Annotated in this window: 22 protein-coding genes and 1 tRNA gene; 1 reads left to right on the top strand and 22 read right to left on the bottom strand. The window is 47.2% G+C overall.

Going from position 1 to position 25,739, the window contains the following annotated elements; translation table 11 throughout:
• Positions 1 to 31: 31 nt before the first annotated feature.
• The 17 genes from BMW71_RS08705 to BMW71_RS08625 form a co-directional block, all read right to left on the bottom strand.
• Positions 32 to 3,742: a sensor histidine kinase gene (locus tag BMW71_RS08705; protein WP_092172212.1), complete on the bottom strand. Its 3,711-nt coding sequence runs from the start codon at positions 3,740 to 3,742 to the stop codon at positions 32 to 34.
• Between the two features lie 121 nt (positions 3,743 to 3,863).
• On the bottom strand, positions 3,864 to 4,118 hold the full coding sequence (locus tag BMW71_RS08700) for a hypothetical protein (protein ID WP_092172210.1): 255 nt from the start codon (positions 4,116 to 4,118) through the stop codon (positions 3,864 to 3,866).
• A gap of 56 nt (positions 4,119 to 4,174) precedes the next feature.
• Positions 4,175 to 4,726 (bottom strand): DUF420 domain-containing protein, encoded by a 552-nt coding sequence (locus tag BMW71_RS08695; protein WP_092172207.1) that lies wholly within the window; start codon positions 4,724 to 4,726, stop codon positions 4,175 to 4,177.
• Positions 4,716 to 5,387 carry an SCO family protein gene (locus tag BMW71_RS08690; protein ID WP_092172204.1) on the bottom strand — a complete coding sequence of 224 codons (672 nt, stop codon included), beginning with the start codon at positions 5,385 to 5,387 and terminating at the stop codon, positions 4,716 to 4,718. Before BMW71_RS08690 ends, BMW71_RS08695 begins: the two co-directional genes overlap by 11 nt.
• A gap of 73 nt (positions 5,388 to 5,460) precedes the next feature.
• On the bottom strand, positions 5,461 to 5,787 hold the full coding sequence (locus tag BMW71_RS08685; protein WP_092172201.1) for a cytochrome C oxidase subunit IV family protein: 327 nt from the start codon (positions 5,785 to 5,787) through the stop codon (positions 5,461 to 5,463).
• 23 nt (positions 5,788 to 5,810) lie between these two features.
• The gene (locus BMW71_RS08680) at positions 5,811 to 6,581 is read right to left on the bottom strand and encodes a cytochrome c oxidase subunit 3 (protein ID WP_174238218.1); all 771 of its coding nucleotides are present in this window, start codon (positions 6,579 to 6,581) and stop codon (positions 5,811 to 5,813) included.
• A 22-nt stretch (positions 6,582 to 6,603) separates the two neighbouring features.
• Positions 6,604 to 7,185, bottom strand: coding sequence for a cytochrome c oxidase subunit 3 (locus BMW71_RS08675; RefSeq protein ID WP_092172195.1), 582 nt, complete (start codon positions 7,183 to 7,185; stop codon positions 6,604 to 6,606).
• Positions 7,186 to 7,190: 5 nt separating this feature from the next.
• The gene (gene cyoE / locus BMW71_RS08670; RefSeq protein WP_092172193.1) at positions 7,191 to 8,093 is read right to left on the bottom strand and encodes a heme o synthase; all 903 of its coding nucleotides are present in this window, start codon (positions 8,091 to 8,093) and stop codon (positions 7,191 to 7,193) included.
• The gene (locus BMW71_RS08665) at positions 8,090 to 9,190 is read right to left on the bottom strand and encodes a COX15/CtaA family protein (protein ID WP_092172190.1); all 1,101 of its coding nucleotides are present in this window, start codon (positions 9,188 to 9,190) and stop codon (positions 8,090 to 8,092) included. Before BMW71_RS08665 ends, cyoE begins: the two co-directional genes overlap by 4 nt.
• Positions 9,171 to 11,060, bottom strand: coding sequence for a cytochrome c oxidase subunit I (locus BMW71_RS08660; protein WP_092172187.1), 1,890 nt, complete (start codon positions 11,058 to 11,060; stop codon positions 9,171 to 9,173). Before BMW71_RS08660 ends, BMW71_RS08665 begins: the two co-directional genes overlap by 20 nt.
• A gap of 25 nt (positions 11,061 to 11,085) precedes the next feature.
• The gene (locus BMW71_RS08655; RefSeq protein WP_092172184.1) at positions 11,086 to 12,117 is read right to left on the bottom strand and encodes a cytochrome c oxidase subunit II; all 1,032 of its coding nucleotides are present in this window, start codon (positions 12,115 to 12,117) and stop codon (positions 11,086 to 11,088) included.
• Between the two features lie 25 nt (positions 12,118 to 12,142).
• The gene (locus BMW71_RS08650) at positions 12,143 to 13,429 is read right to left on the bottom strand and encodes a quinol:cytochrome C oxidoreductase (RefSeq protein WP_092172181.1); all 1,287 of its coding nucleotides are present in this window, start codon (positions 13,427 to 13,429) and stop codon (positions 12,143 to 12,145) included.
• Positions 13,429 to 14,055, bottom strand: a complete 627-nt coding sequence (locus tag BMW71_RS08645; protein ID WP_092172178.1) for a c-type cytochrome — start codon at positions 14,053 to 14,055, stop codon at positions 13,429 to 13,431. Before BMW71_RS08645 ends, BMW71_RS08650 begins: the two co-directional genes overlap by 1 nt.
• A gap of 14 nt (positions 14,056 to 14,069) precedes the next feature.
• The gene (locus BMW71_RS08640) at positions 14,070 to 14,600 is read right to left on the bottom strand and encodes a DUF3341 domain-containing protein (RefSeq protein WP_092172176.1); all 531 of its coding nucleotides are present in this window, start codon (positions 14,598 to 14,600) and stop codon (positions 14,070 to 14,072) included.
• A 2-nt stretch (positions 14,601 to 14,602) separates the two neighbouring features.
• Complete coding sequence (gene nrfD, locus BMW71_RS08635; protein WP_092172173.1) at positions 14,603 to 15,967, bottom strand: NrfD/PsrC family molybdoenzyme membrane anchor subunit; 1,365 nt, start codon at positions 15,965 to 15,967, stop codon at positions 14,603 to 14,605.
• A gap of 18 nt (positions 15,968 to 15,985) precedes the next feature.
• Complete coding sequence (locus tag BMW71_RS08630; RefSeq protein WP_092172170.1) at positions 15,986 to 19,084, bottom strand: TAT-variant-translocated molybdopterin oxidoreductase; 3,099 nt, start codon at positions 19,082 to 19,084, stop codon at positions 15,986 to 15,988.
• 32 nt (positions 19,085 to 19,116) lie between these two features.
• On the bottom strand, positions 19,117 to 20,385 hold the full coding sequence (locus tag BMW71_RS08625) for a c-type cytochrome (RefSeq protein ID WP_092172167.1): 1,269 nt from the start codon (positions 20,383 to 20,385) through the stop codon (positions 19,117 to 19,119).
• A gap of 369 nt (positions 20,386 to 20,754) precedes the next feature.
• On the opposite strand from BMW71_RS08625, the gene BMW71_RS08620 reads away from it, so the two are divergent.
• Positions 20,755 to 20,825: transfer RNA gene (locus BMW71_RS08620), tRNA-Cys, on the top strand.
• A gap of 179 nt (positions 20,826 to 21,004) precedes the next feature.
• On the opposite strand, the gene rpsA is transcribed toward BMW71_RS08620, so the two are convergent.
• The 5 genes from rpsA to tsaD all read right to left on the bottom strand — a co-directional run bounded on the left by rpsA (position 21,005) and on the right by tsaD (position 25,738).
• Positions 21,005 to 22,786, bottom strand: a complete 1,782-nt coding sequence (gene rpsA / locus BMW71_RS08615) for a 30S ribosomal protein S1 (protein ID WP_092172164.1) — start codon at positions 22,784 to 22,786, stop codon at positions 21,005 to 21,007.
• 179 nt (positions 22,787 to 22,965) lie between these two features.
• Positions 22,966 to 23,475: an HNH endonuclease gene (locus BMW71_RS08610; RefSeq protein WP_092172818.1), complete on the bottom strand. Its 510-nt coding sequence runs from the start codon at positions 23,473 to 23,475 to the stop codon at positions 22,966 to 22,968.
• A gap of 8 nt (positions 23,476 to 23,483) precedes the next feature.
• A complete protein-coding gene (locus tag BMW71_RS08605) occupies positions 23,484 to 24,299 on the bottom strand; it encodes a C40 family peptidase (protein ID WP_092172161.1) in 816 nt (271 codons plus the stop codon).
• A complete protein-coding gene (gene smpB / locus BMW71_RS08600) occupies positions 24,265 to 24,729 on the bottom strand; it encodes an SsrA-binding protein SmpB (protein WP_092172158.1) in 465 nt (154 codons plus the stop codon). The genes BMW71_RS08605 and smpB overlap by 35 nt, the downstream gene beginning before the upstream one ends.
• The gene (gene tsaD, locus BMW71_RS08595; protein ID WP_092172155.1) at positions 24,722 to 25,738 is read right to left on the bottom strand and encodes a tRNA (adenosine(37)-N6)-threonylcarbamoyltransferase complex transferase subunit TsaD; all 1,017 of its coding nucleotides are present in this window, start codon (positions 25,736 to 25,738) and stop codon (positions 24,722 to 24,724) included. The genes smpB and tsaD overlap by 8 nt, the downstream gene beginning before the upstream one ends.
• Position 25,739: the final 1 nt, after the last annotated feature.

Below are 25,739 nucleotides of genomic sequence, written 5' to 3'. Positions count from 1 at the left end.
AGTAACAAATTCCCCGGTATAAATTGTGTAGCTACCCAATTAGGGGAAAATGCAGGTAAAAGACAGTACCTGAGTCCTTTGTCGTACGAAACCAAATTTTCCCGCCTGCTGTCTCCACGCCACGCTTCGCAATTGCCAGCCCCAGACCGGAGCCATCTGTTTTCGTGCTGAAGTTGGGCAAAAACACTTTGGCTTTTAATTCCTCGTCGATCCCTCGACCATTATCCCGGATAGCCAATTGTATCGTTCCTTCCTTTTCGTAGCTGAGCCGAATCACAATCAGCGGTCTTTTCCCCTCGGGAACTGCCTGTATACCGTTGATAATCAGGTTTGAAATTACTCTTCCGTATAGTTTTTCATCCCCCATTATTCTGGCGGAACTGCCTTCTGGTGTGCAATCTTCGAATTCCAGCTGTACGTCCTCCCGGGTGCAGAAAAGCGAAACGCATTCGTTCACCACCGCACGGAAATCAAGTTCCTGGTTTTTGGGAAGCGGCATTTTGGCAAAGGTAGAAAAGGAGCTGGCAATGTCACTCAGGGTATCCACCTGGTGAATGATGGACAAAATGGGCCTTTCCAGCGCGTCGCCCTGTTCCAATTTATTCTCTGCATTCAACCGCAGCAGGTGCTGAAGGGTCAGCTTCATTGGCGTGAGTGGGTTCTTGATTTCATGGGCCACCTGCTTGGCCATTTCCCTCCAGGCAGACTCTTTCTCGTTGGAGGCCAACACCTTCTTACTGGCTTCCAGTTTAAATAGCATGTTGTTGTACTCATTGACCAACAAGCCTATTTCATCCCGGGACGGCCAGACCATGTATTCGTTGTTTTCCAGGTTGGTATCTTTTAGTTTTTGGGTAAGTAACTTAAAGGGGTGGGTGAGATGCCTCGAAACAAAGTAGGAAATGACCAAAAAGATCAGGAACATGACCACAAAAATCACCAGGATATTACTAAAAACCTCCGTTATCATCGCATTCAATTCCTCCTCTGCTTCAAAAAAAGGAATGGCGATGATGGCCTGCAACTGTTGGTTTTCACCATTTTTTAAGGCCAGGTATACGGTTTTAAATTGCATATTGCCTACACGCTCGGTCTGCAAAAGACGATTCTCAAGCGATTCAATAAACATAGCATAGGCCCGGGGATGCAGGTAATTTGTCAGGATTTTTTTATCGAAAATAGCGGGCTGGTTGGTTGCCAGGAGCAGCCCATCGGGTAGATACAAGTTGATATCCGCATCTGTGGCATTGGACAGTGCATACAATTCGCTATTGATGTCGTCCTTATTCATCCCGCTAAACTGATCCCCTCCCAGGTTACGGTTGAGATTGTCCCGAATGATACCGGCTTTCTGGAAGTACTGCCGGTGCAGGTCCTCCGTACACGAATGACTCAAAAATCCTACGGCGATGATGCTGATGATCAGCATGGGAAAGAAAAAAGCGAAATTCAGGTACAGCTGCAGTTTGGTGGCATAATTGAACCGTAATCTGTTCACCCCGGCCAGAACCAAATAGACACATATTGATAGCAGCGTGACGATCAGGTAACTGACAAAGAAAAAGGCGATGTCTCCCAATATGTAATTATCCGGGTATTGGGGGGAGGTTACGACAATTATTTTTTCACCGTATGGCACGCCAAAATGATGGTAGCCACCCTGGATAACTCCCCGTGTCATCAATGCCGGATCGCTTAAAATCTCTTCTATTTCTGGATTGCGGTAGCTGTATACACCCGAGCTGTATTCCAGATTTCCCGACTCAAAAATCGCAAAATCAAAATCTACCTGTATGTAATTCGATGCGTACTGATTGTCCATTAGCAGTTTTGGAAAGGCCTTGCCGGATTCCAACCGCTGCTGGTTCAATTCAATCACGATGGTTGCTAAAAAATTCCCCTCTTTTTGGAGTTTGATGAATGCAACCAACCGGTTTCCTGTGTTGGTTTCTGTAGTTTTCACGTGATACAGATTGTACACCTGCGTTGCGTAATCGCTATTCATGTACTTCCGCTTGTATTCGTCCAGGCTTTGCTCCTCTCTGCCCCCAACAAGCAGCTGACCCGATGAATTGTAAATAGAAATGTGTTGGCTGTACTGATCAAAATAGCCCGAGAGGTAGATTTTTCGTAATTTCCGCTCAATGGGATCCTTTGAAAGAAGCGGGTCTGCCAAGCGGTTTATGATGAACAAGTCTTCCTGAATGCGGTCAATGATTTCCTCCAACAAAAATTCACCCATAACATCCCTGTCCAACATGATTGTATTGGCAAATTTTTCCTTGGAGCGGATTTCGTCGTTTCGGTTGTGCTGGTAAGAAGCCGCACCCGTGATAATCGCCCCGACCAGACACGCAAAAAAGAAGGTCAGAAACGTATTGAATTCAAGTTTAAAAAGCTTGTTGTACAACTTAAAACTAACGATACCGATTACCAATATCAAATGGGCCAGAAAAGCCAACAACAGGATAAAATCCGCAAAAAACAGCAACAGGATCACTGGAAACGAGATGGCCAGCACTACCTTTAGCGGATAGAAAACCTGGTCCGTACGCTTGTAGAGCACCATGTTCAAGCCAATTATGGAAAACAGCAAGTAGGCCGCACCTCCAAGGAAAACCACCAGCAGACTAATTCCTTTCAGGTAATTGAAGGTGGGAATAGACGCAATACTAAGATTCCACTGGGCATTTTCGACAATGTTTAGGTAAAGAAAGAAAAACAAAAACATCAAAATCGTGGACAACAGGAAAGCGGCTGCCAACTGTACCCCATACCCGTACTTTTTTCGGAATTGAATAAAATTTATCAACACCCGCTTGTTCCCGAGTATCGCAATGACCATGCTTAATACCACCAGGTAACATACGACATTAAGCAGCAAATCACCCAGGCTGGGGTTGATCCGGGAAGAGGCATACAAACCGGGATCAAAAATGCCGGTCTGAAAAAAATCTTTGGGAAAACTAAAGGCAAGCATCAATAGTCGGATGCAGGCCAATATCAGAAAGGTATACAAGGTGGCCATAGATCGCCTGCCTTTGTTCCACAGGGTGTAAACGAAATCACCTCCTAAAATCAGGACCAAGCCCAGCAGGGAAAAAAAGAAGACCAATAGGGTGTGATTAAATGACTGCCCAACCGAATCGTACCCGACCCTATAAAAAATGGAGTACAGGTACTCGCCTTCCACGGCAACATCCTGGTAGCCCGCTTTGGGTTGATTGGATAAAATGAAGCGATCATTCCCAAAAACCTCCTCATTGAAGCCACTTATCAGGTATTCATTATCAATGTCCACCTTACTCACGAGGGGATACACCTGAAGTAACCAGAAAGCGGAATCGTTTCGGTCCATCCTCCTGAGCTTTGCAAAATAAAGCCCACGCTCGTTTTCCAATAATTGATACTTTCTCGAAAGTGAAAGGCTTTCAAACCGAGGTACCATTTCTACATCGGACCAATAATACAACTCGCCTCCTTCGGAAAAAAGGTAAAACGCATAGTGGCTGGAAAAAGTGAGGGAGTGAAAGGTTGGATTTTGGTTGGGACGGTTACGCATTAGAATTTCGATATAATCCTCATCGAAACCCGCAATTACTTCGGCCATTTTGCCTTCCAGTAATGAACGATGTACTTCCGGTGCCTGTCCCCGATCGTTCCCCATAAAAAAATTCACCGACAACACGATCCCAAGCATGAGAATGGATGCGATAAGTATGAGTCTTCTTTTCTTTAGCATTGTCGTTCGGCCAGTCTATAAAGCTAGAAGCAACCAAGCAAAATCCGTTCTACTTTTGATAAAAAAAGTAAGCCTTGGATAAGAAAACAAAACACAGCGGTAACCGCCAAAAAAATAATGCCTATGAACGTAACGAAAAGCGCTTCTTCTGTTTCGCTTTTTTGTACCAAAAATAGCCGATAATAGACAATAGAAGGTAAGGAGCCAGAAACAGATACAGGATACCTACATTCAATCCAGCGCCCACGGTGGTGTCGCCATTACTTACATTGTTTTCAATGGTCGCCCGGCACATGGCGCACTGCGCAGCCACTTGCTGTAAACTTAGCATTGCCGTCACCAGTCCGGCAATAAGGTATTTCGCACGATTTTTCATCTGTATCCTAAACGGTTTCCATGTCAACAAAGTTCTCGCATGCGGAACAAAAAACCTCAATGCGTGTAGTAGGGGCTGATCATTAAGTAAACGATTACACCAGTGACCGTCACATAAAGCCAAATCGGAAACGCGTATTTTACCACCTTCCGATGCCGGGCATACTGCCCGGTATAGCCATAATAGTAAGCCCAAAGGATGGGAAACAAGGCCACAGCGGCCAAAATGATGTGCGTAATCAAAAGAAAATAATACAGGCCTCTAATCCAGCCCTCACCGCCAAAACTGGTACTTTCTGCCGAAGCGTGGTACAACACGTAACTGACCAAAAACAATGCGCCTAATGCAAAGGCAATGGTCATGGAAGCCTTGTGCCAGGCGACCTTACCCTGCTTGATAAAGACGACTCCGAGCACCAGCGCCAAAGTAGCCGCGGAATTGATAACCGCATTCAAATGGGGCAAAAAATAAACCCATTCCTGTCCCGTATCAATTTTTGAAGGCATAAAAAGCAATACGGCCACCACAATGGGCACCAATACGGATATTAGGGTAATCCAACGCAACATGGATTTATCCTGGTTCTCTAATTCGATTTTATTTTCCATCGTATAATAAAATTTTTGTTTCTACTATCAATTCATCCACACTTTCTCTTTCGGTACCGCTGTAATACCCCCTAATTCTACCCAACTCATCCACCAATACGAATTTATCACTATGGATAAAATCTTCCGGTACCGAGTCCCCATCGATGGTAGGTAGCACAAATCCGCACCTGGCCAGCTCGTAAATGGAACCCTTGTCTCCCGTAAGGAAAAACCATTTGTCCCGTTCTGCCCGATGCCTGTCGGCATATTCGGATAGTACTTCAGGCGTGTCGTAGGTAGGATCAATACTGATGGAAAACAACTGCACCCGATCGTCGTTTCGGAAAGCATCCTGCACCCGCTCCATCTCCGAGGACATCACCGGACAAATGCTGGGGCAGCTGGTAAAGAAAAAATCGACTACCGTAATCTTTCCCCCCATATCTTCCCTTCCGATACTCCTGTCGAATTGATCTACCAGGGAAAAATCCGGTATGAAATGCTGTCCGGTATTTCCCCCGTAATCGCACTGCTGGTAAGGATCTTCCACCCCTTGCTCGTATAAGATGGGAATGGAATATTCGTTAGACGTAAACCCCCGTAAAAACAGAATAATCAATACAGGGATCATCAACACACAGATCAACACCAGGATTTGAAGAAAGCGTAACATTTTCATACTATCTCATAACAAAAAAAATGGTTGAAGATTCCACTCCAACCATTCATTGATATACATTTTTACCGCCTACTTACCAACGCATCAAAAAGATATCCGAACCTTCCTTGAAAAGGGCGATGATCAACCAGATCAAAAAGATAAGCGGAACAATAATCGAATAAAACAGCGGTTTTGCTTCTTCCCCAAGGTGCATGAACTCCATCATGATGTATTTGGCTTTCACAATCGTCAACACGATGAAAATGATGTACAGCAACATTCCCCGCTCCATGGTAAAAGCAAGCAGAAATTCCACGGCAGTCACCACAAGAAGGATCAATGCCGTCATCCATATTTTCTTAATCTTTGCCGAGTCTCTTGGAATGACTTCCAACCCGTTTTTACTTTCTTGTGCCATAATTCAACTATGCGGTTAATGTTCTAAATCAAATAGAAAAAGGTAAATACAAACACCCAGACCAAGTCCACAAAGTGCCAGTACAAGCCAATTTTTTCAATCATTTCGTAATGTCCTCGTTCTTCGTAGACGCCAACTGCTGCCTGGTAAAATGCGAGAAACAGTAGAAATACACCAATCGTTACGTGGAACCCATGAAATCCGGTAATAAAGAAAAACAACTGTGCGAAAGGTGCCGGTCCGTATTCGTTAACCAACAGGTTAGCTCCATAAACCGTCTCGCTAACCACGTTGTTGAATGAATTGACATAGGTAAGCATTGCTCCCTCATCCGTGCCATGAATAAAGTGCGTCCACTCCCAGGCCTGACAGCTAAGGAAAGTTATCCCTCCAAGCAAGGTCCACAGCATCCACTTAACCACGTCTTTCTTATCGTTCCGGTGCCCGGCCTCTACCGCCAAAACCATCGTAACCGAGCTCAAAATCAAAATGAACGTCATTAAGCCCACAAACACCAATGGAAAATGCCCCCCATGTACGAATGGGATCGCATCGAAAATCATCTCGGGTATGGGCCAGTATTCGTTGGAACTTACAAAATCGGCCACTTCTCCCCCATAGGCGGGATAACTAACCCGGATTGCCCCATAGGTAATCAGAAAGGCAGTGAAAGTAAAAATATCAGATAGCAGAAAAAACCACATCATGAGCTTGCCGTAGCTTGCTTTCAGCGGCTCGTTACCACCACCCCATACGCCTCTTTTGGATTGGATTTCAATAGCAGTCGAAGACATAATTATTAAGTTAACTTAAATTTTAATGATTTAGAAGCAAAAACATAAACAGATACAACCACAAGCCTCCCAGAAAGTGCCAGTACGTCACACACATCTCCAACTGGGGCATGTTTTGGGAATGGATTTTGTTTCCTAGTGACGAAATTAATACAATAATTAGAAAAATCACACCACTAACCAGATGTAATCCATGCAAACCCGTAAAAACATACATAAACGAACCTGCTGGATTACCTACAAAATACACATCCTGCTCCACCAGCGCGATCCAGCTATACCATTGACCGACCAGAAATGCAAGCCCTAGGAAAGTCGTGGCAATCAATCCAAGTTTGAGTGAATTAAAATCATCCTTTTTCGCCGATAGATACGACCAGTGAATGCTTAAGCTACTCAGCACAATGATCCCCGAATTGTACCAAAACACATCCGGCAGATCAAACTCCAGCCAATTACCCTCCGACTGCCGAACAATGTACGCACTAGTCATTCCCGCAAAAACCATCACCACACTTACGATAAACAACCACAAAGCAAACTTCTTCGGGTGCATGGATAGGGGCTGCTCTGCACCTTCTACAAACGCTAATTTCTCTTCCATTCCTACTAAATTTTATCCAATAAATAAGCGATTTGTACAATCGGTAAGTACAAAAAGGAACCGAACATGATCTTTAATGCAGATTTTCTGGAACAATCCCGCATTAGTGAGAAGGTTTGCGCCAAAAATAACACCCCGCAAATAGTAGCCACAATTCCGGAATTCAACCCGGTAAACCCAAAATAGGTCGGCAATAAACCTAAAGGCAGCAGAAACAAGGTGTAAATCATGATCTGTATTGCGGTGTTCAAATCCTTTTGGCCACCGGATGGCAACAATTTAAATCCTGCTTTCTTATAATCCTCGTCACTCACCCAGGCGATAGCCCAGAAGTGTGGAAATTGCCAAATAAACTGAATACCAAAAATAATCAATGCTTCGTAAGAGATTCCCCCTGTAGCCGCTGTCCACCCCAACAAAGGCGGCATCGCCCCGGGCACCGCGCCTACCAACACCGCTATGGGCCCTACGCGTTTTAAGGGTGTGTAAACAAATACGTACAACACCATGCTTAATACGCCCAACCCAGTCGTCAGCCAATTGGTAAAATACGCCAGCAAAAGAACACCGGCTACCGCAGCGATACTAGTAAACCAATACGCTTCCCTGACGGAAATTAACTGCAACGGAAGGGGCCTATTTTGCGTCCGCTTCATAAGTTTGTCGTATTCCCGCTCCATGATTTCATTGGCCGCACCCGAAGCTCCACTAACCAAAAAGCCACCTGCAATCAACCCAAAAAACGTTGTCCAGGAAAACACCTGACCGGAATGGCCGAGAATAAACCCAAACACCGCAGAGAACGTCACCAGCGCTGAAAGCCGTACCTTGAGCAAGTCCATGTATGCCCGGTACCGCACTTTCCAGGCATCAAAAACCAATTTATCCGATATATCTAGCGTACTCATACCAAAACATTCTTTTTAGGTTGGTGGGCCACAACACCCATTTCCAGCCATAGGTAATATTGAAATCCAATTATCAACGACCCCAGCAGTAAATGCAGGGGTTGAACAAACGCCGGGATACCTAAATAAGCCATCACAACGCCTGAAAGCACCACGGTAAGCATCAATCCTACCAGCCACTTAAATCGGTTTATTAACCCGCTCTCCCAGCCTCCGGATCGAATGATGCGAAACAACAAATAGGCGTGCATGCCAATCAATACCAACGAAAACGAGCGATGAATGTAAAAACTGCTGCCCAATCGAGAAATCCACAATGAGCGATCTTGGTAACCCAACTCCACTGCTATCAGGTCAATTTGCTCGCGCACCTGCGTTCCCAAAACTACCTGCACAAACATCAAAAGAATCCCTACGCCAAGCCAAAACCGGACCCGACTCCGCTCGTCCGGACCCACATCTTGCCTATCCAACACCTCACCAAAATGAACCAATCTTCCAGAACGGAAGTAAATGTACAACAATAGGCAAACTAAAACCAATGCCACAATCATGTGTACGCTTATCATCCACTGCAGCAAGTTGGTCGACACGACAATGGAACCTAGCCAACCCTGAAAGAAAACCAGAACCAACGCCAGGAAAGACAAAAGCGTTGCAGTTAAATCAATTTTTCTAAGCCGTATGGATTGCAGGAAAGTCAAGACGATCAGGAAGCCGATAACGACACCGATTAGTCGGTTAATGTATTCGATCCAGGTTTTCGTTGCATTGAATGGCTCGGACTGCAAGATCGAATCGTCTTCTTCAATCTGCTGCGCAAGGGAAGAAAAGCCCAATCCGCCAAGCAACGCAACAAACCGCTCATTTTTAGCCACCCGCTGGGCCACATAGACCGACGCATAATCGTCCGGAAGCTGTTCCTCTGAAGTCGGAGGTATCCAGCTACCAAAGCAGGTTGGCCAATCGGGACAGCCCATACCGGCTCCGGTACTACGAACAATCCCGCCTACCAAAATAAGAAAGAAAACAGCAACCGTCGTAACCAAACTGATCCGACGGAAGCTGCTTATTCGTTTACGATCCTTTTGATTCATCGGCTACCAACACGTCACCTTCCTCCGCCATAATCTCTTTTTCTAATTGCACCAGCTTATTTTCATGTGGCAGGTTTGATTCAGGAGTAGCGGAAAGAGGCACCGTTTGAGGGATAAAATCTTCCTTAGCTCCCGGCTTGCTGTAGTCATACGGCCATCGGTACACAGCAGGAATCTCACCCGGCCAGTTTCCATGCCCTGGGCTGATCGGCGTCGTCCATTCCAGTGTGTTTGACTGCCAGGGGTTAGCGCTCGCCTTTCTTCCTTTATACATGCTATAGAAGAAATTAAAGACAAAAATCATTTGTGCACCAAATGTCACAATCGCCGCTACCGATACGAACATATTCAGATCGGTATACATATCTGAGAACGAATAATTCGTCCAGCTATAGTACCTTCTAGGAAAACCCGCGATACCAATATAGTGCATGGGGAAAAACACCATGTACACACCAACGAAGGTCAGCCAAAAATGAACATGCCCTAATTTTTCATCCATCATGCGACCAAACATCTTGGGGAACCAATGGTAAATACCAGCCATCATCCCAAAGAAAGAGGCAGAACCCATCACCAGATGGAAGTGCGCTACCACAAAGTAGGTATCGTGTAACTGAATGTCAATCGCAGAGTTTCCCAGGAATATTCCCGTAAGACCACCCGAAATGAAAAACGACACCAAACCAATGGAAAACAACATCCCGGGTGTGAAGCGCAGGTTTCCTCGCCAAAGAGTGGTCAGGTAATTAAACACTTTCACCGCTGACGGAACCGCAATAATCAGGGTCAGAAACATAAAGATGGAGCCCAGGAATGGATTTAAGCCTGACACAAACATGTGGTGTGCCCAAACCACGAAAGACAAAATCGTAATGCCCAACATGGAAATGATCATCGCCTTGTAACCAAATATTGGCTTCCTGGAATTTGTAGCAATGATCTCGGAGGTGATTCCAAGAGCGGGCAAAAGGACAATATATACTTCCGGGTGGCCCAGGAACCAGAACAGGTGCTGATACAATACAGCACTACCTCCCGTATTTGGCAAGGCCTCTCCTCCGATATAAATATCGGACAGGTAGAAACTTGTCCCGAAACTCCTATCAAACACTAACAGTAATGCTGCCGAAAAAAGAACTGGGAAGGACAATAATCCAATCACAGCCGTAAGGAAAAACGCCCAAATCGTAAGCGGCAACCGAGAAAACGACATGCCCTTGGTTCGGAGGTTAATTACTGTTGTAATGTAATTGATACCACCCAACAACGAAGAGGCAATAAAGAAAGTCATTGCAATCAACCACAATGTCATCCCCAATCCGGAGCCCGGGATGGCTTGCTCAAGCGCCGACAAGGGAGGATACACTACCCACCCGCCAGCGGCGGGCCCTTTTTCCAGAAAAAGTGACGCAAACATGATGACTCCGGAGATAAAAAAGAACCAATAAGAGAGCATGTTCATGAATCCGGAAGCCATGTCCCGGGCGCCAATTTGAAGCGGGATGAGAAAATTTGAGAACGTTCCGCTCAATCCGGCGGTCAACACAAAGAAGACCATGATCGTGCCGTGCATCGTTACCAATGCAAGGTAGAAGTTCGGATCCAACTTCCCGCTAGAATCAATCCATCCGCCCAGGAGTGGCCGCAAAAAGGAAAGATCCATCTCGGGGAAACCTAGCTGTAACCTAAATAGCACCGACAAAAACCCGCCAATAAATGCCCAAAACATTCCTGAAATCAGGTACTGCTTGGCGATCATTTTATGGTCTGTGGAAAATATATACTTCGTAATGAAGTTTTCTTTGTGCTCATGGTCGTGATGGTCGTGATGCGACACATCATGCGCTGAAACGTTTGCTACTGCCATGTTATACGTAGTTTATCAATGAGTATTATTCTTCGTTAATATAAATATCCGCCAATTCCCTCAAGTCAGCTGGCAAATCGGCTACCAAATCCGGGTTGCTTTTGATAAAAGGCGTTTGTTCTGCCATCCATTTGCGGTATTCATCCGGCTCAACAACGGTAATCGTCTTTCGCATGGAGAAGTGGCCACTTCCGCAAACTTCTGTACACGCGATCTCGTATTCAAACTCCTCGTCGCCCAATTCCGCCCGCATTTCGGCGGTCGTTTTATTTGGAACGAACCAGAACCGGGTCGGCATGCCTGGTACTGCATCCATTTTCAGTCGCATGTGAGGAGCAAACACCGAATGCAACACGTCACGTGCACGTATCTTGAACAATACCGGCTCGCCTTTGGGAATTACCACATTTTGGGCCGGAAAATCGTCAAAGGAGTTCTTGTCCGTAAAATCAATACCTCTGGAATTCATGGCCGTTGTCAAGCGGTAATCGTAATCGCCCAACTGATTGTCTGTGCCAGGATAACGAATGTCCCATGCAAACTGATATCCCATGATTTCCACCACGTGGGCGTCTTCAGGAGCAGGCCCTGTGATATCCGACCAGGCTTTCCATCCGGAGATAACCAAAACAGCCAGAACAACTGCCGGAACGAGCGTCCAAATGATTTCCAATTTGTTGTTATCCGGATAGTACGCGGCACGCTTATTTTCCTTGTATTGGTAGTGATAGCTAAACCAAAACAGCAAAATGTGGGTAAGGATAAAGATAAAACCGGTAACGGCCATGGTAATCCAAAACAGACGATCCGTGACAATGCCGTGTTCAGAGCCAATCGGTAGTTGGTAATTATCAAATTCTTTGATAGAATACCAAACCATCAACCCACCTGCTCCAATGAGAAACAACATGAACAAGGCCGCATTTACTTTATTACTGGTGGTCGCTATTTTCTTATCGGAACCCTTGGCAACCGAAATCAGGGTCTGAATTCTGTACACCATCCAGATTACCAGAATCAGAAGTAATACACCTATTGAAATAAGAAGTCCGTACATAATTTATAACTGTTTCGGAATGTAATTAAATGTGATGATGATAACTTTCTTCCAACATGGGATGGTTTTTGGCGATCAGGTTGTGCTTGGAGAGATTACTGAGCGCCACAAAAGCGAAAGCAGAACCATAAACCAGTAACATTCCCAACTCCATCAATCCAACGCCACCGTTATGCCCGAGTGTTCCCGGCTGAACCATCAGAAAGAAATCAATCCAATGCCCAAGAATTATCAGCGTACATACCAGTTTCAAGAAGATATTATGCCTTTTTGCATCTCTTGTCATAAGAACAAGAAAGGGTAAAACAAAGTTTAACACAATGTTTACAAATATATACGGTCCATACACGTCACTGGAGAGCCTTTCTATAAAATACACTGACTCTTCTGGAATGTTCGCATAATAAATCAACAGGAACTGAGAAAACCAGATATAGGTCCAAAAAATAGAAAAAGCAAAAACGAATTTTCCAAGATCGTGGATGTGATTTTGATTGACCATTTCCAGGTATCCCTGGTCCTTCAAGAATATAGTGACCAAGGTTATGGCAGACAAGCCGGCAACAAACCAGGATGCAAAAACATACCATCCAAACAACGTCGAAAACCAGTGGGTATCAATGGACATCACCCAGTCCCAGGCGCTTATGGAGGAAGAAACAGCAAAGAAAACCAGAAAAATGGCTGACCATTTTCGGATGGTATACCAATACGAGGTACCACCCTGTAGGTCTTCTTCGTAAGATAAGGACTTCAATTTATTAAAGAAAAACACCCAAAAGCCAAAAAACACCACCATCCGAACGATGTAAAAGATCGGGAAGGTCCCTTTTTCCATCGGCCAATAGAAAAAATTTCCTTTTCCATCGATGATGCGGTCGTAGGCCGGGTCGGCTTTGTCAAATACATAACTATGCGTCCAATGAAACAGGTCGTGGTTGGCTACGAAAAAGGTGGCAAGCATCAAGACAGCTGCGATCGGTAGCCAATACCCGAAAGAAATCATTATTCGTAGCAATGCCGTGGACCAGCCCGCCTGCGCCGCATACTGGATCGCAAAGAAAAAGACGCCAATTATCGCTATTCCGGTGAAATACACATTATTAATCCAGATATTGGCAAAAAGACGCTTGGTCCAATGAAAGGCATGTCCGCCCTCTTCTCCCGCTCCATGACCACCACTTAAAGCAGCGGAAAGAATCCCGATCACCAACAGCAAGGCACCAATGCCACCCAGAATGAAAATAACCTTCTTTACCGAAGCGGTAAAATCAAATCTCTGATCCAAATTGTAGTTGTTTGCCTGTGCCATTATTGCGTCTGAATTTCTTGTTTAACATAGTGTACGATTTTCCACCTTCTGTCAGCAGTAATCTGCGAACCATGTGCACCCATTCTACCTTTGCCGTGTGTGATCACGTGAAAAATATGACCTTCCGGTAGGTTGATATAGGCGCCTCCTTTCAAATTGGCTACACCTCCGATCACTTCTCCGACCTTTCCGTCACCTTCTCCTCCGGTACCATGGCAGGAAGAACAATACTGTACGTACAATTCCCTTCCTTCAGCAAGTACCTGATCGTCCACCTCAATGGGGTTCTCTACCAATGCAGCGCCTTCCAAGTCTGCTACCCGCAGCCGGTAGGGCAATACACCTCGTGGATCTCTCGGTACCGTATTGGGAACAGGCATACGCATGTTCATCTTGTGTTGATTGTTGGGGTTACTATTGTAAAACTCTCCCTTACCATCTTCCCGGTTAGAAAGCCACATGCCTTCTTCTTCGTTCGGAATCTGGCTCAACGGCTCGTAAGGGACGGAATGATACATTTGAGGCGCGTATTCTGTTCCCGGATAGTCTCCTTCGGCACTGCAGGAAACCATTCCAAGTGCGATACCGACCACTGCCAGGCTATATATGGATGTTACTCGTTTCATTTGATAGCGATTACTTAGTCAAAACTTTTACTATTCACCTCCGTGGCGCCGGAGCTCTTCAAGGCATCCTTGATTTTTTCCATATCCAAGGAAGCATTGGTGGCGACATCGATGGCCATAATGTGCTTATCATCGGTACTTCTCAGGTCAAAAATCCGGGGTTGTCCCCAGGGCTTTAGGTTACTGCTAATCATAAACACCCCGACCATCCCAAAAGCTGCCAACAATACGGTCAGCTCAAAGGTAACGGGAATAAAATCCGGAAAAGCTGCGTGGTCCTTGCCACCGATGATCATCGGCCAGTCGAATTTCATCATATAAAACTGCATGGTCAAGGCCAAGGTGGTTCCCAAAAGTCCAAACAGAAAAGCGGCAATGGGAAGACGGCTTCTTCTGTAACCCAGTTCCTCGTCCAGTCCATGAACCGGATACGGGGAAAATACTTCGTGAATTCGGATTCCAGTGGCGCGTACCTCTCTAACGGCATTCAGCAGAATGTCCTCATCATCAAAGACCCCCAGAATAAAATGCTTGTCTCTTTCCATGATTAGTTAAGTTTTTTTTCAGATGAAGATTTCAAAACTGACTTTACCTCTGCCATATTGATCACTGGGAAAAATTTGGCAAACAATAAAAACGCGGTAAAAAAGAAGCCAAAGGTAAAGAGGTAAACGCCCACATCGGTGATTGTCGGATAAAACATCACCCAGGAAGAAGGGAGGTAGTCGCGGTGTAGCGAAGTGACGATGATCACAAAACGCTCAAACCACATCCCTATATTTACAACCAGGGAAAGAATAAATGTCGCTACGATCGAAGTCCGGATCTTTTTGAACCAGAAAAGCTGTGGAGAAATCACGTTACAGGTCATCATGGACCAATAGGCCCACCAATAGGGACCAAACATCCGGTTTACAAACGCATACTGCTCAGCCGCTACCCCGGAATACCAGGCGATAAAGAATTCCGTGATGTAGGCGATCCCCACAATTGACCCGGTAATGATGATTACAATATTCATCAACTCTATATGGCCGATGGTGATGTAATCTTCCAACTTGAATACTTTTCGGGTCACAATCATCAGCGTGAGTACCATGGCAAACCCGGAAAAGATCGCCCCTGCCACAAAGTAAGGAGGGAAAATGGTGGTGTGCCATCCAGGAATCACCGAAGTAGCAAAGTCAAAGGACACAATCGTGTGTACCGAAAGTACCAAAGGCGTGGCCAAACCAGCCAGAATCAGCGAAACACTTTCGTACCGCATCCAGGTACTGGCAGCCCCGTCCCATCCAAAACTCAACGCCCCGTAAATGGTCTTGCGCAAACCCGTCGCCCGATCCCGAATCGTGGCGAAGTCCGGAATCAACCCGATGTACCAAAAGACAAGTGAAACGGAAAAATAGGTGGAGATAGCAAATACGTCCCAAAGCAGGGGAGAATTGAAATTCACCCACAGCGACCCGTACGTGTTTGGCAGAGGCAATGCCCAAATGGCACCGATCCAAGGTCTACCCATGTGAATCAAGGGAAACAGCGCCGCACAAATAACCGCGAAAATCGTCATGGCTTCTGCGGCCCGATTGATCGATGTCCGCCATTTCTGTCTGAACAAAAGCAAAACCGCCGAAATAAGGGTACCTGCGTGGCCGATTCCGACCCACCAAACGAAATTGGTGATATCCCAGGCCCAGCCTACGGTCTTGTTAAGCCCCCACATGCCAATGCCCTCCCAAAGGGTAGCCACCAGGGCCAAGCTGCCTATCAAAAGTGCACCTAAAGACACCGCCAATCCAAGCAACCAACCGACGGTAGGCTTTCCTTCGACCTGCCTGGCAATATCATTGGTGACGTCCTTGTATGTCTTACCGCCGGTGACCAGCGGATCGCGTACGGGTGAAGTAACCTGCATAGTTTATCGTTTTATTTTTTAAGCTTCGTTTTTGTCCTTATTTCTGATCTTGGTAAAGTACCACACGTTCGGGCTCACATTGATTTCCTCAAGCACGTGATAAGCCCGTTCCTCATTGACCTCCTTGATCGCCTCGGTTGAATTCTCTTCAATCTTCAGCATGCGGGAAACTTTTGACTCCGGATCGTTCATGTCACCAAAAACCAGCGCTTCGGAAGGACAAGCCACGGCACAAGCCACGTTAATATCTCCATCCTTGATCTTTCGGTTTTCACGCTTGGCAGTCAATTTACCCGCCTGAATACGCTGTACACACATGGAGCATTTTTCCATCACCCCTCTGGCTCTCACCGTTACATCCGGATTCAGAACCATTTTGCCCAAATCATCATTTTGAGCCGTATTCACACCCGCAAACTGCTTGTTGTCGTGGTACTTGAACCAGTTGAATCGCCTTACTTTATACGGACAGTTGTTGGCACAGTAACGGGTACCGATGCAACGATTGTACGTCATTTGATTCAAGCCTTCGGAACTGTGCGTGGTCGCCACAACCGGGCAAACTGTTTCGCAAGGTGCATTATTGCAATGCTGGCACATCATGGGCTGGAAGGTCACTTCCGGGTTGTCAGCAGCCTGCTCCAATTCCTTGTTGGAACTGGCAGCTTCCGGCGAACTGTAGTACCGATCTATCCGGATCCAGGCCATTTCCCGGCGATTAAGCACTTCCTGCTTCCCAACAACGGCCACGTTGTTTTCCACCTGACAAGCGACGGTACACGCCGAACATCCGGTACAGGAATTCATGTCAATAGCCAATCCCCAGTGATGTTGGCTGTATTTATGTCCAGACCACAGCGAAATTTTGCTTGGCTTTACAAACTCTCCATCCTTGTATATTTCCGGATGATACCTTCCGGCACTTGCGTCTTCTTTGTATTCGCCCAGGGTAGCTTCTTGTATGACAAAACTCCTTCCCATGTACGTCTGATGCGTCTGGGTCTGCGCAATGCTGTACGCTTCTCCACTAAGACTCACACTCACCCCTTCGGTCAGGTCGTAGTTGACAAAGCCCTTGCTGCTGTTCAACAAAGCGTAGGCATTCACACCCAATCCGTCGGCGACCCTACCGGCAGCCGTACGCCCGTAGCCAAGCGCCAGCCCGAAGGTACCATCCGCTTGTCCAGGCTGCACCAATACGGGAACCGTAAAGGAAACCCCATTGGCGGAAACATTCGCCAACTGCGTGGCTCCCTCCTTCATCTGCAAGCCGTTCTCATTGGCCCATTTTTGGGATACCGTGAGGTAATTGTCCCAGGTAGCCTTTGAAATCGGATCCGGCATTTCCTGCAACCAGGGGTTGTTGGCAAATGCTCCGGAACCAATACCGGTTTTGACGTATACGGCCAACTCGGATCCAGATCCTTGCGCCTGATAGGTTTTGCCTATGGCCGCAGCCGCTGCTGCAATGTCTCCACTAGGGACAACCGTCGTTTCTTCGGCACCTTCTACTTCCGGAGCCTGATAGACCCCGTCGTGCAGACATTTGTCCCAGAAAGTTTGAAAATCGGAACCGTCGTCCAATCCTTCGTGTACTGCTTGCCAGGCTTCACGGATAAAATCGTAATAAGAAGTCGTATTTCCGGCCCATTTCAAAAAGCTTTCGGGCGCCTGTCTGGTATTAAACAAAGGAGAAATGGTTGGCTGAGCCAGGCTGTACATGCCTTTCTTCGGCAGGTAATCATTCCAGGATTCCAGGTAATGGTGATCCGGCGCCAGGTACTGCACCAGCGAGGCGGTCTCGTTTTTCACTTCAGCGGTGGATACCGACACTTTCGCCTTGGCAATCCCTTCGGCCAGGGCCTGTCCACCACCAAAATCGTAGACTGGGTTGCAATTGTAAAAAATAACTGCTCCCACACGTCCACCGTTCAGGTCCGTGATCAGCTGATTCATGCGCCGATCGTCACCCTTGCGGAAATGGACCGGATGTTGAAAATCTACGGTAGTACCGGCATTTCCCAACAGTTCGTTGATCGCGTGGATGACCACCTGCACGTTCGGATCGTTGGACCCGGACACAACCAGAGAATTTCCGCGGCTGGCCCATAGTTCATCGGCTGCTTTTGCCAGGTAGGGCAAATCCACTGATGCGCCCCCAGCAGTGCCGGACCCGGCCTTTTTGGCGAGCAGGTTATAAAGTGACAATACCGCCAGTCCGCTTTGGGAAGGGCTAATTGGGCTGCGGTAATCTGCATTAGCTCCGGTAAGGGATAAGTTGGATTCAAACTGGAAATGCCGGGACATTTCTGGTTTGTCTTTTGAAATTTTTCTACCCTTGCTGTATTGCCGGGCAAATTCGATGGGAGAAATCCAGCTGCCCAAAAAGTCTGCACCAAAACTTACAATGACCTTCGCCCGGTCAAAGTAGTACGAAGGCAATATTTTCGAACCATAAAAAGATTCGCTGGCCCGGGTAATGCCGTAGTTGGAAATTGGATCATAGGTAACCAAATCCACGTCCCCAAACCGTTCAGCAAACTGCTCGATCGCACGTTCGGTGCTTGGGGAGAGGATCGTATTCGCAACGATTTTGATGGAGCCAGCCGATGCCAGTTTGCTACCCAATTCCACGTCCAATGCAGTCCATTCGGCGGGTTGTCCGTTTATTTGAGGACCGGTCAGTCTGGCCTTATCGTACAAGGAAAGCACCGAAGCCTCCACAATGGCGTTGGTGCCGCCTCCCGTAATGGGAGAAAGGGTGTTTCCATCGATCTTTATGGGACGCCCTTCCCTTGTTTTTACCACAATGGAAGCATAATCACCGCCATTGGCAAAGGTAGATGCGTAATAATTGGGAACAGATGGATTGATATCAACGGGCTTGTTAACGTAGGGGATGGCTTTTCTCACGGGAGCTTCGCAAGCGGCCAAAGAAGCTGCTGCCACACTAAATCCCATCATCTTCAAAAAATCCCTTCGGGAAGATCCGTTATCCTCGGCCTGGCCTTTTTTGGAAGTAAAACCCGGAAATTCCTGATCGGCATGTTTTACAAACTCGGGATCGTTTGTCAACTGTTCTAAGCCTTTCCAATATGTCTTTTTATTTTCTTTCATTGTATATTAAAGAAAAGAAGGTTCGTAAAGATTTAATAGTGACACTTCGCACATTCCAGTCCACCAATATCCTTGACCTTCAAGGCATCTTTGGATTCGGAATGCAACTGCACGAGTTTATCGTAATATTCATTGCCTTGCGTGGTTATCTCCGTATTGCGGTGGCAATCGATGCACCAGCCCATGGTGAGGGAGCTGTGTTGGTACACCACTTCCATTTCCTCAATGGGACCATGGCAGGTCTGGCACTCCACACCGCCCACGGCCACGTGCTGGGAGTGATTAAAGTAGGCCAGATCGGGTAGGTTGTGGACCCGCACCCACTCGATGGGCTGATCGTTGTCCACGGCTGCATAGATTTTGGCAATTTCCGGAGAAATGCCCTCTTTTCCTCCGACATTCTGAATATGCATGTGGCAATTCATACAGATATTGGCAGAAGGAATATTCGCTGACTTGCCGATCTCTACACCTGTGTGACAGTATTGGCAGGGGATTTCGTACTGTCCTGCATGCAGCTCGTGGGAGTACGCAATGGGCTGAGAGGGAGCGTATCCCTGCTGCACGCCAATGGTGTACAAGCCATCAACCGCTGTTTTGACCACAAAGGCCAAAACAATGGTGGTGACGATCACGATAAACCCATCACTTTTCAATATGGATAGGTAATCGGTTTTCTGATTAATAAATTCTTTGTCGTCGGCATCCAGCTTGTCGCTGTTGTTCATGTATTTGGTAAGTACCGACACGATCAACCCAAGCACCACCAGCACCAAAATCAGGACGATCACCAGGACCACCAAAATAATGGTCAGGTATTCACTGGGAATTCCTCCTCCGGAACCGCCCCCCGCTGCTGCCCCGCCTGCTGCCGCACTGGCCGCAGCCTCGGGGTCTGCCTTGTCGCCGTACTCGATGTAGGCCAATAGGTTCATCAAGTCCCCATCACTCAAAAAGTCGTGTGCCGGCATGACGGCATTGTTGTATTCTTTGTAGAGCGCAACCGCTGTCGCATCTCCACTCTGAATCACTGCCTGTGAGTTGAGGATAAACCGCTTGGTCCAGTCTAGCTCCCTCCGTTCGGTAACGCCTCGCAATGCGGGACCGATTAATTTCTGATCCAGCCTGTGACAGGTTTTACAGTTGGCATTGAAAATAGACTGACCCGCGGAGATAGCGTCCTCGCTATCCGGTACTTCAGGGTCCACCGCGTAGGCCTGCAACCCCATAAAGAGGAAGATAAGGACCATCAGGTGGAATACGCGAAAGGAAACCCCTAATAATGAGCGTTTGATCGACATAGTTATGTATACTTTTTCAGATTATCTCAGTGCAATTCAAATTCCCCACAAATGTACTACCCAACTTCTATTTTTCAAACTTGCTGCGAAGGGGGGTAGCTGATTGGTTAAAAATTGTAAAATGATTGTAATTCTTTGTATTTCAATGTATTACAAAACAGGTTGCGGCCAACCAATTAATTTAGAATTAATATAAATAAAGCTATTTGCACATAATTTGCAAAATATAATTACCAGGGGATACAAAGGCCGGCTCCGGATCAAAATATTCGCAAAAAACAGGGGCTTTCATTGAAAATAATATTTTTTAACCGGTTGATTTGAATGGGGAGTATTTAATCCCTAAATTTGCGCTTCGATTACAAATCAGGTCGAGTGGCCGAGTGGCTAGGCAGAGGTCTGCAAAACCTTGTACAGCGGTTCGAATCCGCTCTCGACCTCCGAAAAGCACCCCAAAAAGGGTGCTTTTTTTTGTTTCTCCTCCCGGGTACGCGTCAACTCTTGGCGGCTAACGGGAAGGAATTTTTGCCAAAAAAAGTACCCATTGGTAGAAAAAAGAGAACAAAAAAAGCGCTAACCGTTTCCGGAAAGCGCTTTTGTATACCAATCGATTGCTCGATTACTTTTTGGACTGATCCATCTTTTCCTTCAATGCAGACAAGGCATCCAAATCCCCCAAGGTGGACTTTTCCGCTCCGGCACTGCTATCGGATCCGGTAGTCTTTTTCTTGGCGCCGGTAGCCGCTTTCTTTGGAGCTGCTTTTGGCATGGCTTCCTCTTTGAAAGTCGCCGTATGGGAAAGTACGATGCGTTTGTCGTCTTTAGAAAATTCCGTTACCCGGAAATCCAGGCTTTCGCCCGCTTCTGCTTGCGTTCCATCTTCCTTTTCGAGGTTTTTGGCAGTAGCGAAGCCTTCGAGCCCGTAAGGCAACTCCAATACGGCACCTTTGTCGTTCTTGGAGATAATGGAGCATTTGTGGCTAGAACCGATCGGGAACACACTCTCGAAAGTATCCCATGGATTTTCCTCCAGCTGCTTATGGCCAAGGGCCAGCCTTCGGCTATCTAGATCCAATTCCAAAACAATGACATCCAACTCGTCTCCCACCTTCACAAATTCGGAAGGATGCTTGATCTTCTTGGTCCAGGAAAGGTCGGACACGTGAACCAGACCATCGATTCCCTCTTCCAGTTCCAGGAACAGGCCGAAGTTGGTAAGGTTACGCACGATTCCTTTGTGCTTGGTACCGATGGCGTATTTTTCGCCCATTTCTGCCTTGGTCCAGGGATCTTCGGTCAGCTGCTTGATGCCCAACGACATCTTGCGCTCGTCCTTGTCCATGGTCAGTACCACGGCATCGATTTCGTCTCCTACTTTCACAAAGTCGGCTGGGTTTCTCAGGTGCTGAGACCAGGACATTTCAGACACGTGAATCAGGCCTTCCACACCGGGCGCCAGCTCAAGGAATGCTCCGTAGTCGGCCACGTTGACAATTTTACCCTTCACCTTAGATCCGACTTCCAGACTGGCTGACAAGGAATCCCATGGATGCGGCGTCAATTGCTTCATGCCCAGGGAAATTCGCTTCTTATCATCGTCGAAGTCCAGTACCACAATCTGCACTTTGTCGTCCAGGTTAAGCACTTCTTCGGGATGATTGATTCTGCCCCAGGAGATATCGGTAATGTGCAGCAGTCCGTCTACACCACCCAAATCGATGAATACACCGAAGTTGGTCATGTTTTTGATCACGCCTTCGAGTACCTGACCTTTTTCCAGGTTGTTTAGGATCTCGGCTTTCTGCTTTTCAAGGTCTTTTTCTATCAATACTTTGTGGGAAACCACCACGTTGTCATTGGCATGGTTGATTTTCACCACTTTCACTTCCATCTTTTTGCCCACGTAGATATCAAAATCACGGATAGGCTTCACATCAATTTGCGATCCGGGAAGGAAGGCCTCCACACCGTAGATGTCCACGATCAATCCGCCTTTGGTTCGTCGCTTCACCAAACCTTCGATCACGTTGTCTTCTTCCAATGCCTCTTCGATGGTCTGCCAGGCTTTGACCATCTTTGCTTTCTTGCGGGATAGGACCAACTGCCCCAGGGAATTTTCCTGCTCCTCAATGAACAATTCCACCTCGTCGCCAATTTTCAGGTCTTCAAGGTCACGAAATTCGTTCAACGGAACCAGCCCGTCTGATTTGAAACCAATGTTGATGATCACGTCCTTGTCGTTGATTCCCACTACCGTACCGGTAATGACTTCCTTCTCGGTGATCTCCGTCAGGGTCTTGTCGTACAGCTTTTCCATCTCGGCCCGCTCAGCCTTGGTATAGCCTTCTCCAAAACCTTTGGTTTCGAATTTTTCCCAGTTAAACTCTTCTTGATTTGACATATTACTTAGTACAACCCTGATTTTCAACAGCCTTAGGGTCATCTGGCTGAGGTTTTATTTCGGATTTCCCCGCGATGGAGGAACCGTTCACCCGAACGGACTGCAAATTTACGAATTATTTTACCAATAGAAACGGGTAATCCACAAAAAATCAAGTTCTTTCTATGCCTGTTCCAAAACTAGCCCACTGGCTTGACCTCCAGAAAGGGCAACCACTCGGCCGCATGCCGTTCGGCATATTCTGCTAAAAAATAAGACAGCGTAGGCCGGAACGGTAGGGTGCGCAGCGTCATGCCTGCCTGTTCCGGTGTCTTGTCCCCCTTTAAGGTATTGCAGCGGTGGCAGGCCGTGACCAGGTTTTTCCAACTGCTCTTTCCTCCCTTTGACCGGGGAATCACGTGGTCCAGCGTCAAACGCTTATCGCCACCACAATACTGACAGGTATGCTGATCCCGCTTAAACAGGTTGTTTCGATTCAGCATCACCCCCTTGTAGGGAATGTTTTTGTACTCGTACAGTCGGATGACAGCCGGATACGGAAAAATACGGTCGACGGTACGGATTTCCAGGTAGTCAAAATGAACCAGTGAAGTTGCCTTTTCCAGAAAAGTCAGTACCAGTGCCTTTTGCACGTTGACAATGCCTACTGGCGTATGATCCAGATTCAGCACCAGTACCCGTTTTTCCATTCGCTCCTTCATTTTTTCATGAGATTTTTAACATGGAGAACCTGAGCGTTAGGAAATTTGTTTTTCGAAGGAAGCCAATTTTCGGGATCAAAATCCAAAAAACGAACTTTCCCGTCTATTCGCAGCAATTGCCCCTCCCCTGCATACAGACCGGCCTGGGAAGGGATCCCTTTTTCGTTACCAAAAATCACCACGTCCCCTGCCTGCATACCGGACAGGCCCACCTCCTCCCCGGCGGTCAGAAGTTCGGACAGGTAGTTCGGCACCCGATAGCCACCGATTTTAAAGACCAACTGCAGCCAACTTCCGTCAAATAGCCCGAAAAGACTTCTCCCACCGGAAAGGTAGGGTGCGTTGAGAAACGACCCGGCAATGGTAAGTAGTTGCCTTCGTGTCAGCTTTTCCGCGAAAGGCCGGCTTTCCCCCCTGAATGAAAATGAGGCCGCCCAGTCAAAAAGCTCGTTTCGGTCGGCGTGCAGCTGGCTTCCGGGCAGTAGGTGCAGCGGTGTTTTGTCCCAGATTAGTTGGCTGATAGGACTCGTGGTGACGTGTAAAGCCAACTGCCCCAACTGTTCAAACTCCGCTTCCTCCAGCGCATGGTGCTGGGAGGCCAGCATCCAGCCGGAGCCTGCCTGATTTTCTCCGGCTGAAAATAGCCATTTTCCATCTTCGCTCCGGCGGGAAATACGGTACCGTTCCCCAAAAAGCAGCTGGGAACTCATCCCGGAACCCGGCACCGGCTCCCGGTACAAGGAAAGCACCGCTATCCGACAGATTCCAAAAGCCGCTTCAGAAAGCCATTCGTTGGAGGTCGCGTTTTGCATCTTTTTCTTTTATGGATTGCCTTTTATCGTGTATTTTCTTTCCTTTCGCCAGCGCAATTTCCATTTTGGCGAGGCCCCGATCGTTGATGTATATCCGTACCGGTACAATGGAAAGGCCTTTTTCAGAAAACTTATTTTGAAGTTTCCGGAGTTCCTGTTTTTGTAACAGAAGTTTGCGCTCACGTACCGGGTCGTGGTTGTAATGCGTGGCAAGGGTGTAGGGCGCGATGTGCATCTGCTTGATAAATAACTCTTCGCCTTTAAAATAACAATAGGCCTCAGTCAGGGAAACCTTGCCCTCCCGGATCGATTTTATTTCCGAGCCCCGCAGTACCAGGCCCGCTTTGAATGTATCAATAAATTCAAACTCGTAGCTCGCCTTTTTATTTTTAATGTTGATGATCTTATCGAACGTGTTTTTCTTAGCCATGGTATCCAATTTTCATTTTTGCCAGCGGACTGATGTCCAGTTCGCAAAATTTCCCTTCCAGGAACTTATAATGTGCCGCCATGGCCACCATGGCGGCATTGTCGGTGCAATATTCCAGTTTAGGGAGATAAACTCGCCAGTTGTTTTCTTGCGCTGCTTCATTTAACGCACGGCGCAAGCCGGAGTTTGCCGAAACCCCTCCTGCAATGGCCACCTCCCGAATCCCCCGTTCCCGGCTGGCTTTCACCAGCTTCTTCATGAGCATTTTGATGAGCGTATGCTGTACCGAAGCGCAAATGTCTTCCAGATTTTTGGCAATAAAACCCGGCTCTTTTCGACTATTTTCCCTCAGAAAATACAAAACGGCCGTCTTGATTCCGCTAAACGAAAAGGCAAGGTCCTTCATGTCGGATAGGGGAAAGGCAAAGGTTCCTGGGTCACCTTTTGCCGCCAACCGATCCAGATGAGGCCCACCGGGATAGGGCAATCCCAGTATTTTGGCAATCTTATCAAAGGCCTCTCCTACTGCATCGTCCAAGGTCTCACCAAGCACTTCCATATCCAGGTGGCTCCTGACAAGCACCAGCTGCGTATGCCCTCCACTTACCGTCAAACAGATAAAGGGAAATGCTGGTGAAGGGGCTTCGATAAAGTGCGCCAATACATGCGCCTCCATGTGGTTTACGTCAATCAAGGGGATATTCAACGCATACGCAAATGCCTTTGAGAAGGAGCCGCCAACCAGCAGTGCCCCCATCAGGCCTGGCCCCCTGGTAAAGGCCACAGCGCTCAGGTCTTTTTTGGAGACGCCGGCTGAGCTAAGGGCTTCCGAGACCACCGGTATCAGGTGTTGCTGATGGGCACGGGAGGCCAACTCGGGCACCACCCCCCCATATTTCTCGTGCACGGATTGCGTGGCCACAATATTATTAAGTATTTTGCCATCAGAAATCACCGCTGCCGACGTTTCATCACAAGAGGATTCGATAGCCAATATAGTACAACTCATT

Origin of the sequence: Cyclobacterium xiamenense (assembly GCF_900109255.1) — a bacterium.
Classification (GTDB): domain Bacteria; phylum Bacteroidota; class Bacteroidia; order Cytophagales; family Cyclobacteriaceae; genus Cyclobacterium; species Cyclobacterium xiamenense.
This window is presented reverse-complemented; position numbering and strand designations above follow the sequence as displayed.

Excerpts from the sequence above, each read along its gene's own strand:
- BMW71_RS08705 (WP_092172212.1), bottom strand. The coding sequence starts at position 3,742 with ATGCTAAAGAAAAGAAGACTCATACTTATCGCATCCATTCTCATGCTT.
- BMW71_RS08700 (WP_092172210.1), bottom strand. The coding sequence starts at position 4,118 with ATGAAAAATCGTGCGAAATACCTTATTGCCGGACTGGTGACGGCAATG.
- BMW71_RS08695 (WP_092172207.1), bottom strand. The coding sequence starts at position 4,726 with ATGGAAAATAAAATCGAATTAGAGAACCAGGATAAATCCATGTTGCGT.
- BMW71_RS08690 (WP_092172204.1), bottom strand. The coding sequence starts at position 5,387 with ATGAAAATGTTACGCTTTCTTCAAATCCTGGTGTTGATCTGTGTGTTG.
- BMW71_RS08685 (WP_092172201.1), bottom strand. The coding sequence starts at position 5,787 with ATGGCACAAGAAAGTAAAAACGGGTTGGAAGTCATTCCAAGAGACTCG.
- BMW71_RS08680 (WP_174238218.1), bottom strand. The coding sequence starts at position 6,581 with ATGTCTTCGACTGCTATTGAAATCCAATCCAAAAGAGGCGTATGGGGT.
- BMW71_RS08675 (WP_092172195.1), bottom strand. The coding sequence starts at position 7,185 with ATGGAAGAGAAATTAGCGTTTGTAGAAGGTGCAGAGCAGCCCCTATCC.
- cyoE (WP_092172193.1), bottom strand. The coding sequence starts at position 8,093 with ATGAGTACGCTAGATATATCGGATAAATTGGTTTTTGATGCCTGGAAA.
- BMW71_RS08665 (WP_092172190.1), bottom strand. The coding sequence starts at position 9,190 with ATGAATCAAAAGGATCGTAAACGAATAAGCAGCTTCCGTCGGATCAGT.
- BMW71_RS08660 (WP_092172187.1), bottom strand. The coding sequence starts at position 11,060 with ATGGCAGTAGCAAACGTTTCAGCGCATGATGTGTCGCATCACGACCAT.
- BMW71_RS08655 (WP_092172184.1), bottom strand. The coding sequence starts at position 12,117 with ATGTACGGACTTCTTATTTCAATAGGTGTATTACTTCTGATTCTGGTA.
- BMW71_RS08650 (WP_092172181.1), bottom strand. The coding sequence starts at position 13,429 with ATGGCACAGGCAAACAACTACAATTTGGATCAGAGATTTGATTTTACC.
- BMW71_RS08645 (WP_092172178.1), bottom strand. The coding sequence starts at position 14,055 with ATGAAACGAGTAACATCCATATATAGCCTGGCAGTGGTCGGTATCGCA.
- BMW71_RS08640 (WP_092172176.1), bottom strand. The coding sequence starts at position 14,600 with ATGGAAAGAGACAAGCATTTTATTCTGGGGGTCTTTGATGATGAGGAC.
- nrfD (WP_092172173.1), bottom strand. The coding sequence starts at position 15,967 with ATGCAGGTTACTTCACCCGTACGCGATCCGCTGGTCACCGGCGGTAAG.
- BMW71_RS08630 (WP_092172170.1), bottom strand. The coding sequence starts at position 19,084 with ATGAAAGAAAATAAAAAGACATATTGGAAAGGCTTAGAACAGTTGACA.
- BMW71_RS08625 (WP_092172167.1), bottom strand. The coding sequence starts at position 20,385 with ATGTCGATCAAACGCTCATTATTAGGGGTTTCCTTTCGCGTATTCCAC.
- rpsA (WP_092172164.1), bottom strand. The coding sequence starts at position 22,786 with ATGTCAAATCAAGAAGAGTTTAACTGGGAAAAATTCGAAACCAAAGGT.
- BMW71_RS08610 (WP_092172818.1), bottom strand. The coding sequence starts at position 23,475 with ATGGAAAAACGGGTACTGGTGCTGAATCTGGATCATACGCCAGTAGGC.
- BMW71_RS08605 (WP_092172161.1), bottom strand. The coding sequence starts at position 24,299 with ATGCAAAACGCGACCTCCAACGAATGGCTTTCTGAAGCGGCTTTTGGA.
- smpB (WP_092172158.1), bottom strand. The coding sequence starts at position 24,729 with ATGGCTAAGAAAAACACGTTCGATAAGATCATCAACATTAAAAATAAA.
- tsaD (WP_092172155.1), bottom strand. The coding sequence starts at position 25,738 with ATGAGTTGTACTATATTGGCTATCGAATCCTCTTGTGATGAAACGTCG.